This window comes from Saccharothrix sp. CB00851 (genome assembly GCF_001905065.1).
Taxonomy (GTDB): domain Bacteria; phylum Actinomycetota; class Actinomycetes; order Mycobacteriales; family Pseudonocardiaceae; genus Actinosynnema.
In genome coordinates this window covers 1-15,449 of the sequence record NZ_LWLC01000003.1, presented here as the reverse complement: position 1 = coordinate 15,449, position 15,449 = coordinate 1, and the positions used below count along the sequence as shown (strand labels likewise).

Genomic DNA, 15,449 nt, shown 5'->3' with positions numbered 1-15,449 from the left:
GTGGTCACCATCGCCGACGTCGCGCGGCACGCGGGTGTCGCGCCGAGCACGGTGTCGTACGTGCTCACCGGCCGCCGCTCGATCTCCTCGGCCACCAAGGCGAGGGTCGAGGCGAGCGTGCGGGCCCTGGGCTACCACCCGCACGCGGGCGCCAGGTCGCTGGCCAGCAACCGCGCCAACGTGCTCGCGCTCGTCCTGCCGATGCGCGAGGGCATGCACATGCCGGTGCTGATGCAGTTCGTCGTCGCGGTCGCCAACGCGGCCCGCCGGCACGACCACGACGTGCTGCTGGTGACCGCCGACCAGGGTGCGGCGGGGCTGCGCCGGGTGGCGGGCAGCGCCCAGGTCGACGGGCTGCTCGTGATGGACGTGGAGATGCACGACGAGCGCGTACCCGTGCTGCGGGACCTGGACCGGCCCTCGGTGCTCATCGGCTTCCCCGCCGACGCGGCCGGGCTGACGTGCGTCGACCTGGACTTCGCCGAGGCGGGCTCGCGGTGCGTCGACCACCTGGCAGACCTCGGGCACACCTACGTGGCACTGGTCGGCGCGCCGCGCGCGGTCTACCAGCGCGACACCGGTTTCGCGCACCGCACCATGGCGGGGTTCAGCGCGGCGGCGATGCGGCGCGGCGTCTCGTCGACCACGCTGCCCACCGAGACCGACCACGAGTCGGTCCGGGTCGCCATCACCGGCCTGCTCGAACGCCACCCCGCGGTGACGGGCCTGGTGGTGCACAACGAGGCCGCGCTGCCGTCCGTGGTCGAGGTGCTGCGGTCGCTGGGCCGCAAGGTGCCCGACGACGTCGCGGTGATCGCGATCTGCCCGGACGACCAGGCCGAGCGGCTGATGCCCCCGCTGACCTCGGTGGCCGTGCCCGCCGAGCAACTGGGCCACCACGCGGTGGCGCTGCTGATGGCCAAGCTCGACCGGACCCCGACACCTCCGCTCACGCTGTTGCCGCCACGGCTCACCGAGAGGGCGAGCACGACCCGCTGACCACCGCTCTGCCGTCCGGCGCGAGCCCGCGCCCGGTTTCGAAGCGCTTCGACTCACCACGGAGGGACACCGATGGGTACGCGTGAGATCACCGGCGGCTTCGACTGGCGCGACGGCCACCAGGTGGTGCGCGTCGAGGCGTGGGGCCCGGACGCGGTCCGGGTGCGGGTCGGTCTGCACGGTGTCCGCGATGACGTGCCCGGCGCGCTGGAACACCGGCCCGACGCCGAGGTCGACGTCGAGGTCGGCGCGGACCACGCCGTGCTGGTCAACGGCACGCTGCGGGTGGAGCTGGGCGACGGGCTGCTGCGGTTCGCCCGCGCGGACACGGGGTCCGAGCTGCTGGCCGAGGAGCGGATCCACTTCTGGTGGCCGGGCGCGCGGCAGTTCACCGCCACCGGCAACGGCTACCACCGGATCGCGCAGAACTTCCGCGCCTACGACGGCGAACGCCTCTTCGGCCTCGGGCAGCACCAGCACGGCCTGCTCGACCAGAAGGGCGCGGTGGTCGAGCTGGTGCAGCGCAACTCCGAGGTCACCATCCCGTTCCTGGTCTCCAGCCGCGGCTACGGGCTGCTGTGGAACTCACCCGCCGTCGGACGGGTGGAGCTGGGCGTCACCGGGACGCGTTGGGTGTCCGACAGCGCACGTCAGGTCGACTACTGGTTCACCGCGGGCGCGCCCGCCGACGTGCTGCGCAAGTACGCGGACGTGACCGGCCACGCGCCGCCGTTCCCGGAGTGGGCGGCCGGTTTCTGGCAGAGCAAGCTGCGCTACCGCTCGCAGGAGGAGTTGCTGGCGGTGGCCCGCGAGCACCGCGACCGCGGCCTGCCGCTGTCGGTGATCGTGGTGGACTTCTTCCACTGGACCCACCTCGGCGAGTGGCGATTCGACCCGGCCGAGTGGCCGGACCCGGCGGCGGCCGTGCGCGAGTTGGACGGGATGGGCGTCAAGCTCATGGTCTCGGTGTGGCCGTCGGTCAGCCCGCTGTCGCCGCTGTACCGGGAGATGACCGACCGGGGCCTGCTGCTGGCGTCCGAGGCAGGTCCGCCGGTGCACGCGGACTGGCCGGACAAGGGCGTGGCAGACGTGGTCGGCGTGTCGTTCTACGACCCGTTCGACCCGGAGGCCCGCGCGTTCGTCTGGGACCAGGTCAAGCGCAACTACTACGACCACGGCGTGCGGGTGTGGTGGCTGGACGCGTGCGAGCCGGAGCTCAAGCCCGGCACGCCGGCGAACCTGCGCACCCACGCCGGACCCGGCCAGGAAGTCCTCAACGCCTACCCGCTGCACAACGCCAAGGCGTTCCACGACGGCATGCGGGCGCAGGGCGAGACCGAGATCATCACGCTGAACCGCTCGGCGTGGGCGGGCAGCCAGCGCTACGGCGCGGCGCTGTGGTCCGGTGACATCCCGGCGACCTTCGAGTCCCTGTCCGCGCAGATCCGGGCCGGGTTGAACGTGGCGCTGTCCGGCATCCCGTGGTGGACCACCGACATCGGCGGCTTCCACGGCGGCGACCCGGACTCGCCCGAGTACCGCGAGCTGGTCGTGCGCTGGTTCCAGTACGGCGCGCTGTGCCCGTTGTTCCGCCTGCACGGCTACCGCGAACCGGCGACGCCGTTCAGCCCGGCCATGACCGGGGGCCCCAACGAGGTGTGGTCCTACGGCGAGGAAGCGTACGGGCACATCACCGCCGCCCTGCGGCTGCGCGAATCGCTGCGGCCGTACGTGGTGGCGCAGATGCGGGTGGCCTCCGAAACCGGTCTGCCGCCCATGCGCCCGTTGTTCGTGGACTTCCCGGACGACGAGGCCGCGTGGGCGGTGGACGACCAGTACCTGTTCGGCCCGGACCTCCTCGTCGCCCCGGTCTACCGGCTCGGTCGGCGATCACGCGAGGTGCTCCTCCCGGCGGGCGCGCGGTGGACCGACCGCGCGACCGGCGTGCTCCACGAGGGCGGCCAGACGCTCACGGTCGACGCACCGCTCGACCGCATCCCCCTCTTCGTGCGCGAAGGCGCACAACTTCCCTGATCCGACACAAAGGGGCGTTCTTCCGATGATTCTCAACCGCAGAGGCTTCCTGACCTTCACGGCGGCGGCCGGCGGCACCCTGCTGGTGGGTTGCGGCGGTCCGGCCGCGCAGCACACCGGCTCCGCGCTGGGCGAGGACGCGCTGGCCAAGGTGCTGCCGTCCTACGTCCCGGTGGAGTACGCCAAGCCGGACCTCCCCGGCGTGAACGGCTCACTGGCCGGCTACCTGAAGTTCCCCGCGAACCTGGTCGACGCCGTGAAGGACAAGGTTCTCAACGGCGGTGAGGTCACCGCGATGACGCCCGCGTTCTGGCCGCTGCCACCCGGTCTGGGTGAGAACTCCTACTGGGAGGCGGTCAACCAGCGCATCGGCGGCACGGTCAAGTTCGAGCAGGTGCAGGGCGCGGACTACCAGGCCAAGCTCGGCGCCATGGTGGCGGCCAAGCAGGTGCCCGAGATCACCGTGATGCCGACCTTCACCATCCCGCCGCGGTTCAGCGAGGGCGTGGGCCAGGTGTTCGCGGACCTGACCGACCTCCTCAGCGGCGACAACGTCAAGGACTACCCGCTGCTGGCCAACATCCCGTCCGAGTCGTGGCACGCGTGCGTCTACGGCGGCCGGCTCTACGGCGTGCCGTTCCAGGGCGAGATGTTCCCCGAGACGATCATGTACCGGCGCGACATCATCGAGCAGCTCGGCGGGCAGGCGCCCAAGAACGTCGACGAGTTCTTCCAGTTGTGCAAGAAGATCAACGACCCGGGCGCCAACCGGTGGGCGCTCGGTGACGTGTTCCGGTCGATGGTCCGGGTCTTCGGCGACCCGGGCGACTGGAGCCGCGACTCGTCGGGCAAGGTCGTGAACAAGATCGAGACCGAGGCCTACAAGGAAGCCGTCAAGTTCACCCGCTCGCTGTTCGAGGCGGGTTTCGTGCACCCCAACATCGTGGCGGGCGGCAACACCGGCATCAACGAGCTGTTCGAGGGCGGCCAGATGCTCATCCACCTGGCCGGCATGGGCTTCTGGGGCGAGGCGATGCGGCGGCAGCGGCCGACCAACCCGTCGTTCGGCCTGGAGGCCATGCCGCTGTTCGCGCACGACGGCGGCAAGCCCCGGTACATCGTCTCCGCGCCGACGGCGATGGTCACCCTGTTCCGCAAGGACCTCTCGGCCGACCGGATCAGGGAGCTGCTGCGGCTCACGAACTTCGTCGCCGCCCCGGTGGGCACCACCGAGCACTACCTGGTCAACTACGGCGTCGAGGGCAAGCACAGCGTCCGCGACGCCAGTGGCGCACCCGGCCTGAACGAGCTGGGCCGCAAGGAGGTCACCCTCACCTACGGGTTCATGTCCCGGGCGCCGGAGGCCATCATCGACGCCCAGTACCCGGACTTCGTCAAGGCCAAGCACGCCTGGTTCGCCGACGCCTACCAGCACCAGGTGCGCCCGCCCACGTTCGGCCTGCGCATCGAGGAGCCCGCGGAGTACACCAAGCTGCCCAAGGAGTTCGAGGACCGCACGGGCGACTTCCTGCGCGGGCGCCGTCCGCTGTCCGAGGTGGACCAGCTCGCCGAGGAGTGGCGCAAGGCGGGCGGCGACAAGCTGCGCGAGTTCTACGACAAGGCCCTCTCCGATGCCGGGCGCTGACCTGTTGGAACGGCCGTCCGTCCAGCCCCGCACGCCGGCAGCCGCCGGCCGGCGTGCGGGGTGGCGGCGCAGGCTGAAGCGGGACTGGGTGCTGCTGGTCATGGTGGCGCCCGCCATCGGGCTGCTCACCGTGTTCCACTACGTGCCGCTGCTGGGCAACGTGGTGGCGTTCCAGGACTACTCGCCGTTCGTGGGCATGGTCTACAGCCCGTGGGTGGGCGTGTCGAACTTCGCCCGGATCATGGAGGACCCGGAGTTCTGGTCCGCCACCGCCAACACGCTGGTCATCACCGCGTTCCAGCTGGTGTTCTACTTCCCGGTACCGATCGGGCTGGCGCTGCTGGTGCACAGCCTGATGAGCCCGCGGCTGCGGATGTTCGTGCAGAGCGTGGTCTACCTGCCGCACTTCTTCTCGTGGGTGCTGGTGATCACGCTGTTCCAGCAGATGCTGGGCGGCGCGGGCGTGCTCAACCAGGTGCTGCGCGCCAACGGCGTGGCGACGTTCGACGTGATGACCAATCCGGACCTGTTCATCGCCCTGGTGACGTCGCAGTCGGTGTGGAAGGACGCGGGCTGGGGCGCGATCGTGTTCCTGGCGGCCCTGGCCACCATCGACACCTCGCTGTACGAGGCCGCGGCGGTGGACGGCGCGGGCCGGTGGCGGCGGATGTGGCACGTGACGCTGCCCGCGCTGGTCCCGGTGATCGTGCTGCTGCTCATCCTGCGCCTCGGCGAGGCGCTGACCGTCGGCTTCGAGCAGTTCCTGCTGCAACGCGAGGCGGTCGGCCAGAAAGCCGCGGAGGTGCTGGACACCTACGTGTACTACACCGGCGTGGTCAACGCCGACTTCTCCTACGCCGCCGCGGCGGGCCTGATCAAGGGCGTGATCGGGTTGCTGCTGGTGCTGGCGGCGAACCGGGTGGCGCACATGGTGGGCGAGCAGGGGGTGTACTCGCGATGACGACGGCAGTCGGTTCCACCCGCCGCGACCCGCGGCGCCGGGGCGGGCGACCGGTGTGGGACGAGCCGCCCACCCGGATCGGCCAGACCGCCAAGGGCGTGCTGATCGGGTTGGTGCTGCTCGCCGTGCTGTTCCCGCTGTGGGTGGTGGTGGTCACCAGCTTCTCGCCGGCCGAGGCCATCACCAGGGCGGGCGGCCTGGTGATCGTGCCGGACGGGTTCAGCCTCGGCGCGTACGCCGAACTGCTCTCCGGCAGCGTGGTGACCAGGTCGGTGCTGGTCAGCACCGGTGTCACGGTCATCGGCACGCTGTTCAGCACGGTGGTGACGCTGCTGGCCGCCTACGGGCTGTCGCGTCCCGGGTCGTTCCTGCACCGGCCGCTGCTGTTCATGGTGCTGCTGACGTTCCTGTTCGGGCCGGGCCTGATCCCGACCTACCTGCTGGTCAACTCGCTGGGGCTGCTGGACACCTACGCGGCGCTGGTCCTGCCGGGCGCGGTGGCCGCGTTCAACCTGGTGGTGCTGCGGTCGTTCTTCATGAACCTGCCGCAGGAGGTCATCGACAGCGCGCGCATCGACGGCGCGAGCGAGTTCGGCGTGCTGACCCGGATCGTGCTGCCGCTGTCCAAGGGCGTCACGGCGGTCATCGCCCTGTTCTACGGGGTGGGCTACTGGAACGCGTTCTTCAACGCCTTCCTGTACCTCAACTCCAACGACAAGTGGCCGTTGCAGCTGGTGCTGCGCACGTACGTGCTGCAGGGCCAGTCGATCCCGGGCGCGAGCGCGGTCGACTCCACGCTGACCGGCACGGGCGGTGTGGTGGCCACGCTGGCGATCAAGATGGCGGTGATCGTGCTCGCGCTGGTCCCGGTGCTCGTGGTGTACCCGTTCGTGCAGAAGCACTTCACCAAGGGAGTGATCGTGGGGGCGATCAAGGGATGACGGGCCTGCGCTACGGCGGCGACTACAACCCCGAGCAGTGGCCCGAGGAGGTGTGGGCGCAGGACGTCGAGCTGATGCGCCGGGCGGGCGTGAACACCGTGACGGTCGGCGTGTTCTCGTGGGCCCGCATCGAGCCGCGGCCGGGTGAGCGGGACTTCGGCTGGCTGGACCGGGTGCTCGACCTGCTGCACGCGGGCGGGATCGACGTCTTCCTGGCCACGCCGACCGCCTCGCCGCCGCCGTGGCTCGGGTACCGGCACCCGGAGACGCTGCCGGTGGACTTCGACGGGCACCGGCTCGGCTACGGCTCGCGCAACCAGTTCTGCCCGTCCTCCCCGGTGTACCGGGAGCATGCGTTGGCGCTGGTGGAGGCGTTGGCGCGGCGGTACGCCGACCACCCGGCGCTGAAGTTGTGGCACGTGGGCAACGAGCTGGGCCAGGTGTGCCACTGCGACGTGACGGCCGGGCACTTCCGGTCGTGGCTGCGGGACCGGTACGGCTCGCTGGACGAGCTGAACACCGCCTGGCACACCACGTTCTGGAGCCAGCGCTACGGCGAGTGGGACGAGGTGATCCCGCCGCGCCGGGCGCCGTACCTGATCAACCCGGGCCAGCGGCTGGACTTCGCCCGGTTCTGCTCGGACGCGTTGCTGGCGTGCTTCCTGGCCGAACGGGACGTGCTGCGGCGGTTCACCCCGGACGTGCCGGTGACCACGAACTTCATCGGCCTGCAGGCGCCGATGGACTACTGGGAGCTGGCCCGGCACGAGGACGTCGTGTCGCACGACTGGTACGCCGACCCGTTCGACCCGAACGGGCACGTGATGAGCGCGTTGAGCTTCGACCTGATGCGGTCGCTGGCTGGCGGGCCGTGGGTGCTGATGGAGCAGGCGGCGAGCGCGGTGAACTGGCGCCGGCGCAACCCGCCGAAGCCCGCGGGCCAGTTGCGGGCGCAGTCCGTGCAGGCGGTGGCCCGCGGCGCGGACGCGGTGTGCTTCTTCCAGTGGCGTGCCTCGCGCGGTGGCGCGGAGAAGTTCCACTCGGGGATGCTGCCGCACGCCGGTCCGGACAGCCGGGTGTTCCGCGAGGTCGTCGCCCTCGGCGCGGACCTGCGGGCGCTGGCGCCGGTGGCGGGCACGTCGGTGACCGCGTCGGTGGCCGTGGTGCTGGACTGGGAGAGCTGGTGGGCCGCGCAGCTGGACGGGCACCCGTCGGGCGACTTCGACCTGCTCACCCGGCTGCGCGACTTCTACGAGCCGCTGTTCGACCTCGGCGTGACGGTGGACTTCGCGCACCCGTCCGCCGACCTGTCGGCGTACCGGCTGGTGGTGGTGCCGAACCTGTACCTGGTGCGGGACGCGCAGCCGTTGGTGTCCTTCGTGGCCGGTGGCGGCACGCTGGTGATGGGTTTCTTCTCCGGCGTCGTGGACGAGCACGACCGGGTGCACCTCGGCGGCTACCCCGCGCCGTTCCGGGAAGTGCTGGGGCTGCGCATCGAGGAGATGGTGCCGCTCGCGCCGGACGAGGTGCTGACGTGCACCTCCGAGTCGTTGGGCGGGTTCACCGCCGACTTCTGGTACGACGACCTGCGGGCCGAGGGAGCGGAGGTCGTCGCGTCGCTGGTCGACGGCGTGCCCGTGGTGCTGCGCAACTCCTACGGCTCCGGTACGGCCTGGTACGTGGGCACCCGGCCGTCCGCCGGGGCGATGAGGCGACTGCTCGCGCGGGTGGTGGCGGAGGCCGGGGTCGAACCCGTGCTCGACCCGCCGCGCGGGGTGGAGGCGGTGCGCCGGGGCGACGTGCTGTTCCTCGTCAACCACGGCGTCGCCGACGTGCGGCTGGACGTGCCGGGCGCGCACGTCGACCTGCTCACCGGTGCGACCGTCACCGACTGCGTGACGCTGGGGAAGTACGGCGTCGCGGCCCTGGCGCCGCCGCTACCCTCCGGTGGATGAGCGACAACCACGTCGTGGTCATCACCACCACCGACAGCGAGGACGCGGCGGGCACCCTGGCGAAGGCGATCGTGGAGGCGCGGCTGGCCGCGTGCGTGCAGATCAGCAGCCCGATCCGGAGCGTCTACCGGTGGGACGGCGAGGTGCACGACGACCGCGAGTGGCAACTGTGGATCAAGACCGCCTACGACCGGGTGGACGAGCTGACCGAGTTCGTCAAGGCGCGGCACACCTACGACGTGCCCGAGGTGCTGGCCCTGCCGGTGCTCGGCGGCAACCCCGACTACCTGGCCTGGCTGACCGACGAGACCCGGCCCGCGTGAGCGGTGCCCGGCGGGTGGCGGTCCGCGCCCCAGCGGACCGCCACCCGCGCGGTCACTCGGACGTGGTCCGGGCGCGTTCCTCGGCGCGGTCCTGCGCCAGCGACGCGCGGAACGCCTTCAGCTCCCGCTTGACCACCGGCGCCAGCAGGTACAGGCCGATGATGTTGAACAGGGCCAGCGTGAACAGCACCGCGTCGGCGAAGTCCAGCACGCTGCCCAGCGTGAGCACCGACCCGACCACGGTGAACGCGCAGAACAGCACCCGGTAGGCGGTCTCGCTGCCCTTGCTCTTGCCGAACAGGTAGACCCACGCCTTCTCGCCGTAGTAGCTCCACGTGATGATCGTGGACACGGCGAACAGGACGACGGCCACCGTCAGCACGTACGGGAACCACGGCAGCACGGTGCCGAAGGACTCCGACGTGACCGTGACGCCGTCCGGGCGCGGACCGCCCGCGGCGACGGTGGCCTGGGCGTCCTTCCAGAACTGGGTCTGCGCCACGACGATGGTCAAGGCGGTCATCGTGCAGATGACCACGGTGTCGATGAACGGTTCGAGCAACGCCACGTAACCCTCGGTGACCGGGCGGCGGGTCTTCACCGCCGAGTGCGCGATGGACGCCGAGCCCAGGCCGGCCTCGTTGGAGAACGCGGCCCGCTGGAACCCGACGATCAACGCGCCGACAGCGCCTCCCGCGACGCTGTCGGCGCTGAACGCACCGGAGACGATCTGCCCGATCGCGTCCGGGATCGTGGTGATGTTCAGCAGGATCACGACGAGGCACGCCGAGACGTAGAGGATCGCCATCGCGGGCACCAGCTTGCCGGTGACCCGGCCGATCGACTTGATGCCGCCGATGATGACCGCGCCGACCACCAGCGCCAGGACGATGCCGAAGACGAGCGCCGCGCCGTCGCCGCCCAGGAAGCCGTCCGAACCGCCGGTCACCGACCTCAGCTGCGCGAACGTCTGGTTCGCCTGGAACATGTTGCCGCCCGCGATCCCGAAGAACAGGATCATGATCGCCGCGCCGACGGCGAGCACCCGGCCGACGCCGCGCCCGGCCGGGTTGGGGAACCGCTCGGCCAGGCCCTTGCGCAGGTAGTGCATGGGACCGCCGGACACCGAGCCGTCCGCGTGCACGTCCCGGTACTTCACGCCCAACGTGCACTCGACGAACTTCGTGCACATCCCGAGCAGGCCGCACACGATCATCCAGAACGTCGCGCCCGCGCCGCCGATGGTCACCGCGACGCCGACACCGGCGATGTTGCCCAGGCCGACGGTGCCCGACACGGCGGAGCTGAGCGCCTGGAAGTGGCTGATCTCACCGGGGTCGTCCGGCTTGCTGTGCTTGCCGCGCACGATCCGCAGCGCCGTGCCGAAACCGCGGAGCTGGATGACGCCGAAGTACGCGGTGAAGATCGCCGCGGCCAGCACCAGCCAGCCGACGATCCACGGGAACGTCACGCCGAAGACCGTGACCTCGGCGAAGATGAAACCGGAGACGGCCTCCGAGATCGGGGTGAAGGCCTTGTTGATCGCCTCTTCCACCGAGGACAGGGCGCCGCCCTCGGCGGCGAGGACGGTCGGTGGTGGTGGCAAGGGTGGACTTGTGGTCATGGGCGCGTAGTGGACCGCATTCGGTGAGCCGACAGAAGTGGACTTGAGCATCTCTTTAGGTTCGGTTCACCTCCGGGACGCCTGCGGCGGCACCCGCCCGACGCCGGGTGGTTTCGCGGGCCGGCGCCGGGCCACCCTTCGGGCATGGTCCCGACACCGGCCCACGACCTGTACCGGCGTTGGCTCGACGAGCTGTGGAACGGCCGCCCCGACGTGGCCGCGCGCCTGGTCACCGACGACTTCGTCGGGCACTGGCCGGACCGCGAGGTCACCGGACCCGTCGAACTCGCCGACGTCGTCGGCCAGACCCACGCGATGTTCACCGACCTGTCGTTCCGGCTCGACGTCGGGCCCGTCGTGGACGGCGACCTCCTGGCGGCGCGCTGGACGGGGCGCGGTCGCACGCCCGAGGGGCTGATGACCTTCATCGGCCACGACATCCTGCGGGTCCGGGACGGCCGGTTCGCCGAGTACTGGGTCGCGACCTGGACCGGCGGCTGACCGGCGGCCCTCACAGGCCCAGTCGCCGCCGGAGCAGGGTGGCGGTGTGCACGGGTTCGGCGGCCGTGCCGTGGCGGACCTGCGTGCGGCAGCTGAAGCCGTCCGCCACGACCGCCGTGTCGCCCTCCGCCGACCGCACGGCCGGGAACAGGGTCTGCTCGCCGACCGCCATCGACACCTCGTAGTGCCCGCGCTCGAACCCGAAGTTGCCCGCCAGCCCGCAGCACCCCTCCAGCACCGACGCGTCCACCCCGGTCTTGGCCAGCAGCTCCCGGTCGGCGTCCAGGCCGATCTCCGCGTACTGGTGGCAGTGCGGCTGCACGACCGCCCGCCCACCGCCCGCCACCGGCTCGACCAGCGGCGACACGTGCTCGGCGAACGTGCGCACCGACTCGGCCAGCCGCACCACGTCCGGGTCGTCGCCCGCGACCTCCAGCGCGTCGGACCGCAGGAACGCCGTGCAGCTGGGCTCCAACCCCACCACCGGCACGCCGTCCCGCGTCCACGGCCGCAGCACCCGGACCGTCCGCCGGACCACCCGCCGCGCCACGCCGAGCTGACCGGTGGAGAACCACGTCAGCCCGCAGCACACCGCCGACTTCGGCACCTCCACCCCCTGGCCGACGTGCCCGAGCACCGCCGCCGCGTCGAACCCGATGCCCGGCTCGAAGTGGTTGGTGAACGTGTCCGGGAACAGCAGCACCCGATCACCGCCACCGGCCGGCGTGAACCGCGACTGGAACGACCGCACCGGCGTCGGCAGCGGCCGTTCCGGGGCCACGCCGCCGAACCCCCCGAACCGCGCGGTGAGCCCGTTCACCAGCCGCAGCCGCAGCCACAGCGGCAGCCACCCCATCGAGTAGTGCGCCGCCGGCCGCACCCGTCCCCGGTAGTGGTGGTGCAGGAACTCCGCCTTGTAGGTGGCCATGTCCACGTCCACCGGGCAGTCCCGCTTGCACCCCTTGCAGCCCAGGCACAGGTCCAGCGCCTCCCGGACCTCGTCGGACCGCCACCCGCCGCGCACCACCTGCCCGCCCAGCATCTCGAACAGCAGCCGCGCCCGGCCGCGCGTGGAGTGCTTCTCCTCCTTCGTCACCCGGTAGCTCGGGCACATCACCCCGCCGGACGTGTTCAGGCACTTGCCCACGCCCACGCACCGCCGCGTCGCCGCCGCCAGGTCACCGCCGTCGGCGTGCAGCGCGAGCGCGGCCCGGGTCGGGATCACCGGCGGCGCGACCAGCACGCGCAGGTCGGCGTCCAGCTCGAGGGGCGCGACGATCCGACCGGGGTTCATCCGGTTGTCCGGGTCGAACGCCGCCTTGAACCGCCCGAACGCCTCGATCGCGGCCGGCGGGTACATCCGCGGCAGCAGCTCCGACCGCGCCTGCCCGTCGCCGTGCTCGCCCGACAGGGACCCGCCGTGCGCCACCACCAGGTCGGCCGCGTCCTGGAGGAACGACCGGTGCCCGCGCCGGAAGTCGAAGTCGATCCGGACGTGCAGGCAGCCCTCGCCGTAGTGCCCGTAGGTGATGCCACGCCGGCCGTGCCCGGCCAGCAACGCGTCGAACTCCCGCAGGTAGGCGCCCAGCCGCTCGGGCGGCACGGCCGCGTCCTCCCACCCCGACCACGCCTCGCCGCCGTCGGGCATCCGGGTCGCCAGCCCCGCGCCGTCCTCCCTCACCCGCCACAGCGCGCGCTGTCGTCCCGGGTCGGTCACCACCAGCGAGTGCGGTGCGAGCGCGGCGGCCTGGTGCGCGACCGAGTCCTCCACCGCCTCCACGAACAACCAGCTCTGGCCAGGGGGCAGCAACCGCCACGAGTCGCCCGCCGCCTGGACCAGCTCGAGGTTCAGGCCCTCGATCGTGAGCACGTCCAACTCGCGCAGGTGCGGCGCCAGGTCGGCGGCGTCGTAGGGGCCGTCGAAGCCGAGCACCGCCAGCACCCGGCGCGGCGGCGCCTCCACCAGCCGCACGGTCGCACCGAGCACCGTCGCGCACGTGCCCTCCGAGCCGACCAACGCCCTGGTCAGGTCCGGCAGCGCGTCCAGCCGGTAGCCCGACACCCGCCGGTCCAGCGCGGGGAACCACGACGGGTCCGCCTCGGGCAGGTCCAGCGGCGGGGGAGTGCGGGTGTCGAACCGTCGGCCGTCGGCCAGCAGCACGTCGAGCGCGTGCACGTTGTCGCTGGTCTTGCCCCAGGCGACGGAGTGCGCGCCGCACGCGTCGTTGCCGATCATGCCGCCGAGCGTGCAGCGGGAGTGGGTGGACGGGTCGGGCCCGAACACCAGCCCGTGCGGCCGGGCGGCGTCGTTGAGCCGGTCCAGCACCACCCCCGGCTGCACCACCGCGACCCGCTCGACCGGGTCCACCGAGATCACCCGGTCGAGGTACCGGGAGAAGTCGATCACCAGCCCTTCGCCGGCCGAGTTGCCCGCGATCGACGTACCCGCGCCCCGGTTGGTGATCGGCACGCCGTGCTCGACCGCCACCCCGACCGCCGCCACCACCGCGTCCACCGACCGGGGCCGCACCACGACCTCGGGCACGTGGCGGTAGTTCGACGCGTCGACGGAGTACAGCGCGCGGTCGCCGGGCTCGGCGAGCACGTCGCCGTCCACCGCGGCCCTGAGTCGTTCGACGAAACCGGTCACCGGCCGATTGTGATCCACCACCGGCCAGTGGTGGCGTACTTGGGGGTAGGAGATAGCCTCGCCCGCATCAACCAGCAGCGATGGGAGCAAGCGTGTCGAGGTCCGTTCTGGTCACCGGCGGCAACCGGGGCATCGGTCTGGCGATCGCGCGGGCGTTCGCCGCGCAGGGCGACAAGGTCGCGGTGACGCACCGCGGGTCCGGCGCGCCCGAGGGCCTGCTCGGCGTCAAGTGCGACGTGACCAGTTCCGCCGAGGTCGACGCGGCGTTCGCCGAGGTCGAGGCCGCGCACGGGCCGGTCGAGGTGGTCGTGGCCAACGCGGGCATCACCGACGACACCCTGCTGCTGCGGATGACCGACGACCAGTTCTCCCGCGTCCTCGACGCCAACCTGACCGGCGCGTTCCGGGTCGCGCAGCGCGCGTCAAAGGGCATGCTGCGCAAGCGCTACGGCCGCATCGTGTTCATCTCGTCCGTCGTCGGCCACCTGGGCGGCGCGGGCCAGGTCAACTACGCCGCCAGCAAGGCGGGCCTGGTCGGCGTGGCCCGGTCGATCGCCCGCGAACTCGGCACCCGCAACATCACCGCGAACGTCGTCGCACCCGGGTTCATCACCACGGACATGACCGACGCGCTGCCCGAGGACCGCAAGAAGCAGATCCTCGCCCAGGTGCCGTCGGGCCGCTACGGCACGACCGACGAGATCGCCGCCGCCGTCACGTTCCTGGCCTCCGACGCCGCCGCCTACATCACCGGCGCGGTGCTGCCGGTGGACGGCGGCCTCGGCATGGGCCACTGAGCCAAACACCAAGCACAACATCTCGGAGGACGGGTTTCAGTGACGGGACTGCTCGAAGGCAAGCGGCTGCTGGTCACCGGCGTGATCACCGACGCGTCGATCGCCTTCCACGTGGCCAAGGTCGCGCAGGAGCAGGGCGCCCAGGTCGTGCTCACCGGCTTCGGCCGGCTGAGCCTCGTTGAGCGGATCGCCAAGCGCCTGCCGCAGCCGGCGCCGGTGGTCGAGCTCGACGTGCAGAACCAGGAGCACCTGGACACGCTGGCCGACCGGGTGCGCGAGCACGTGGACGGCCTGGACGGCGTGGTGCACGCGATCGGCTACGCACCGCCGTCGTGCCTGGGCGCGCCGTTCATGGACGCGCCGTGGGAGGACGTGTCCACGGCCGTGCACGTCTCTGCCTACTCCTACAAGGCACTGGTCAAGGCCACCCTGCCGCTGATGGGTCCGGGCTCGTCGGTGGTCGGCCTCGACTTCGACGCCCGCCAGACCTGGCCCGCCTACAACTGGATGGGCCCGGCGAAGGCCGCGTTCGAGGCGATCAACCGCTACCTCGCCCGCGACCTGGGTCCGCAGGGCATCCGGGTCAACCTGGTCTCCGCCGGCCCCGTCCGCACCATGGCCGCCAAGTCCATCCCCGGCTTCGCGCAGCTGGAGGCCATGTGGGGCGAGAAGGCCCCGCTGGGCTGGAACGTGGACGACCCCGAGCCGGTCGCCAAGTCGGTGTGCGGACTGCTGTCCGACTGGTTCCCCGCCACCACCGGCTCGATGGTGTTCGTCGACGGCGGCGTCCACTTCCTAGGCCTCTAGGCAGGACCGAGGCCCCTTCGGAAGCGACTCGCGCCTTTGCATTTGGTAGCCGATTCGCGCCGATTTTACATGGGGTTCGGGTGCTTTAGGCTGGTCGAAGCCGGGCAGGCTTGGCGGGCGCTCTTCCCGCCAGGCCTGCCCGGCTTTGGCCTGCCTGGAGTGCCCGTAAGCTTGATCTTTAACCTCGGGGTTGGTGGCGTGGACCCCGGTTG

The 15,449-nt window shown here is 71.5% G+C and carries 12 protein-coding genes; 10 read left to right on the top strand and 2 right to left on the bottom strand.

Annotated elements, in window-relative coordinates:
- The 7 genes from A6A25_RS05390 (at position 1) to cutA (ending at position 8,858) form a co-directional block, all read left to right on the top strand.
- Positions 1-999 carry a LacI family DNA-binding transcriptional regulator gene (locus A6A25_RS05390; RefSeq protein ID WP_073886659.1) on the top strand — a complete coding sequence of 333 codons (999 nt, stop codon included), beginning with the start codon at positions 1-3 and terminating at the stop codon, positions 997-999.
- Positions 1,000-1,071: 72 nt separating this feature from the next.
- The gene (locus A6A25_RS05385; protein ID WP_073886658.1) at positions 1,072-3,033 is read left to right on the top strand and encodes a glycoside hydrolase family 31 protein; all 1,962 of its coding nucleotides are present in this window, start codon (positions 1,072-1,074) and stop codon (positions 3,031-3,033) included.
- Between the two features lie 25 nt (positions 3,034-3,058).
- Positions 3,059-4,678, top strand: a complete 1,620-nt coding sequence (locus A6A25_RS05380) for an extracellular solute-binding protein (RefSeq protein WP_073886657.1) — start codon at positions 3,059-3,061, stop codon at positions 4,676-4,678.
- Complete coding sequence (locus A6A25_RS05375; protein WP_073886656.1) at positions 4,665-5,639, top strand: ABC transporter permease; 975 nt, start codon at positions 4,665-4,667, stop codon at positions 5,637-5,639. The genes A6A25_RS05380 and A6A25_RS05375 overlap by 14 nt, the downstream gene beginning before the upstream one ends.
- Entirely contained in the window at positions 5,636-6,580 is a 945-nt protein-coding gene (locus tag A6A25_RS05370; protein ID WP_073886655.1) for a carbohydrate ABC transporter permease, read from the top strand. Before A6A25_RS05375 ends, A6A25_RS05370 begins: the two co-directional genes overlap by 4 nt.
- Positions 6,577-8,535: a beta-galactosidase gene (locus tag A6A25_RS05365; protein WP_073886654.1), complete on the top strand. Its 1,959-nt coding sequence runs from the start codon at positions 6,577-6,579 to the stop codon at positions 8,533-8,535. The genes A6A25_RS05370 and A6A25_RS05365 overlap by 4 nt, the downstream gene beginning before the upstream one ends.
- A complete protein-coding gene (gene cutA / locus A6A25_RS05360) occupies positions 8,532-8,858 on the top strand; it encodes a divalent-cation tolerance protein CutA (protein ID WP_073886653.1) in 327 nt (108 codons plus the stop codon). The genes A6A25_RS05365 and cutA overlap by 4 nt, the downstream gene beginning before the upstream one ends.
- 52 nt (positions 8,859-8,910) lie before the next feature.
- On the opposite strand, the gene A6A25_RS05355 is transcribed toward cutA, so the two are convergent.
- Positions 8,911-10,482 (bottom strand): alanine/glycine:cation symporter family protein, encoded by a 1,572-nt coding sequence (locus tag A6A25_RS05355; RefSeq protein ID WP_073886652.1) that lies wholly within the window; start codon positions 10,480-10,482, stop codon positions 8,911-8,913.
- Positions 10,483-10,626: 144 nt separating this feature from the next.
- On the opposite strand from A6A25_RS05355, the gene A6A25_RS05350 reads away from it, so the two are divergent.
- Positions 10,627-10,983, top strand: a complete 357-nt coding sequence (locus A6A25_RS05350; RefSeq protein WP_073886651.1) for an ester cyclase — start codon at positions 10,627-10,629, stop codon at positions 10,981-10,983.
- A 10-nt stretch (positions 10,984-10,993) separates the two neighbouring features.
- Here the strand turns inward: A6A25_RS05350 and A6A25_RS05345 are convergent, their stop codons facing one another.
- Entirely contained in the window at positions 10,994-13,633 is a 2,640-nt protein-coding gene (locus tag A6A25_RS05345) for an FAD-binding and (Fe-S)-binding domain-containing protein (RefSeq protein ID WP_073886650.1), read from the bottom strand.
- A 92-nt stretch (positions 13,634-13,725) separates the two neighbouring features.
- Between A6A25_RS05345 and fabG the strand changes: the two genes are divergently transcribed.
- Both fabG and fabI read left to right on the top strand, forming a co-directional pair.
- Positions 13,726-14,430 (top strand): beta-ketoacyl-ACP reductase, encoded by a 705-nt coding sequence (gene fabG / locus A6A25_RS05340; RefSeq protein WP_073886649.1) that lies wholly within the window; start codon positions 13,726-13,728, stop codon positions 14,428-14,430.
- A gap of 39 nt (positions 14,431-14,469) precedes the next feature.
- Complete coding sequence (gene fabI / locus A6A25_RS05335; protein ID WP_073886648.1) at positions 14,470-15,237, top strand: enoyl-ACP reductase FabI; 768 nt, start codon at positions 14,470-14,472, stop codon at positions 15,235-15,237.
- Positions 15,238-15,449: the final 212 nt, after the last annotated feature.

What these genes read in the sequence shown, in the direction of transcription:
- A6A25_RS05355 (WP_073886652.1), bottom strand. Translation starts at nt 10,482, where the DNA reads ATGACCACAAGTCCACCCTTGCCACCACCACCGACCGTCCTCGCCGCC.
- A6A25_RS05350 (WP_073886651.1), top strand. Translation starts at nt 10,627, where the DNA reads ATGGTCCCGACACCGGCCCACGACCTGTACCGGCGTTGGCTCGACGAG.
- A6A25_RS05365 (WP_073886654.1), top strand. Translation starts at nt 6,577, where the DNA reads ATGACGGGCCTGCGCTACGGCGGCGACTACAACCCCGAGCAGTGGCCC.
- cutA (WP_073886653.1), top strand. Translation starts at nt 8,532, where the DNA reads ATGAGCGACAACCACGTCGTGGTCATCACCACCACCGACAGCGAGGAC.
- A6A25_RS05370 (WP_073886655.1), top strand. Translation starts at nt 5,636, where the DNA reads ATGACGACGGCAGTCGGTTCCACCCGCCGCGACCCGCGGCGCCGGGGC.
- A6A25_RS05380 (WP_073886657.1), top strand. Translation starts at nt 3,059, where the DNA reads ATGATTCTCAACCGCAGAGGCTTCCTGACCTTCACGGCGGCGGCCGGC.
- A6A25_RS05385 (WP_073886658.1), top strand. Translation starts at nt 1,072, where the DNA reads ATGGGTACGCGTGAGATCACCGGCGGCTTCGACTGGCGCGACGGCCAC.
- A6A25_RS05375 (WP_073886656.1), top strand. Translation starts at nt 4,665, where the DNA reads ATGCCGGGCGCTGACCTGTTGGAACGGCCGTCCGTCCAGCCCCGCACG.